Origin of the sequence: Endozoicomonas sp. ONNA2 (assembly GCF_024606365.1) — a bacterium.
GTDB lineage: Bacteria > Pseudomonadota > Gammaproteobacteria > Pseudomonadales > Endozoicomonadaceae > Endozoicomonas.
The window spans coordinates 1-1,253 of record NZ_JAHHPO010000707.1 but is presented as its reverse complement, the minus strand read 5'-3'; the positions used below and the strand labels follow the sequence as shown (position 1 = coordinate 1,253).

Genomic DNA, 1,253 nt, shown 5'->3' with positions numbered 1-1,253 from the left:
ATGCAGGTGGATATTGATGCCTTCAACAGTGCTTATCAGATCCAGAACCCCTATTTCAGCAGTTTCACCGCTTCCGTGTATGGCGCAGGCGGTGGGGCGGCCAATGGCTCTGCCGTTCTCTCTTATCAGAATCTGAAAAACCTGACCGCTGAGGTGGTGCTTGGCAAGAAAGGTGTGCTGAAAATATCGGACCTGACCTGGCTGGACAGTACCTACGATCACAACATTACCATCGACGCCAACACCGACTTCTATGTATACGACGAGTCCAAACTGGAAATTGGTGGCGCACTGCAGGGGGCCGGTGCCGAGTCAGACGTCGATGTTAACACCCGAAACAGGATCACCGTCGGTGAGGGTTACAATATTTACAACCCGGTGGGTGAAATCGGGATTGGCACCTACTCCAGGGGATCAGCGGTTGCCCAGGCAAACGTCAGTGTATGGGCGGCAGCCGGGGTGGCCGGTGGGGTCAGCAAGGTTAATCTGGACGTCCTTAACCAGGTGAATATTGGCAAGAACGCCGTGATCAACAGCTATGGCGATGTGGGTATCTACAGTGGCCGGGCCAGCAACTACTTCCAGGAAAACCAGCTGACCAGCAATGCGCTGGCCAATGTATACAACTGGACCGCCATACCGATTCCGGCAGGCAACAAAGCCAAGTCCAATATCTCGCTGACCAATAATGTCGAGTTTGCCGATGGTTTTGCCGTGGGCTCCGATAGCCACGTCTTTATCGAGGCGAATGAAGGCGCGTTAAGTGCCACCCATCGCGGTATTGAAAAAAATCCCTACCTGGAGCTGTTCAGCTCGGAAACCACCTTTGGCAGCAGTGATTCCACCACCAGCAATGTGCTGACCTTTAACGGCAGTGGTTCGGTTGTGGCAGGGCAGTATGCCTACCAGTGGGTTGAGGTAGATACCAATGGCAGTATCACATCTCAACTCTACCGTTACGGTACTGCCGCCCAAATGGACGACAAGTATTCCAGCCGGGCAGAGCTGGAAACCTATATTCAGGAGTTGCAAGACCGCATTGCCGAGCTGGAGGCCTGGACACCAGACTCCGGTGCCCAGGGTATTGATGTGGCCGATGGCGCCGATGATGACGCGGTGGGTGATCCCGGTGCTGAAGATCCTGCTGCATCCGGTGGCAGTGGCGATAATCTGGCTGTGGATAACAGCAACCCGTACCAGACGGAAATTGATCAGTTGAAGTCGGAAGTCGTATTACTGTCGGCCATCGTCGA

The 1,253-nt window shown here is 54.3% G+C and carries 1 protein-coding gene; it reads left to right on the top strand.

Annotated elements, in window-relative coordinates:
* Nucleotides 1-1,253 (top strand): hypothetical protein (locus KDK14_RS12495; protein ID WP_257265465.1); only part of this gene is annotated, 1,253 nt, incomplete at both ends.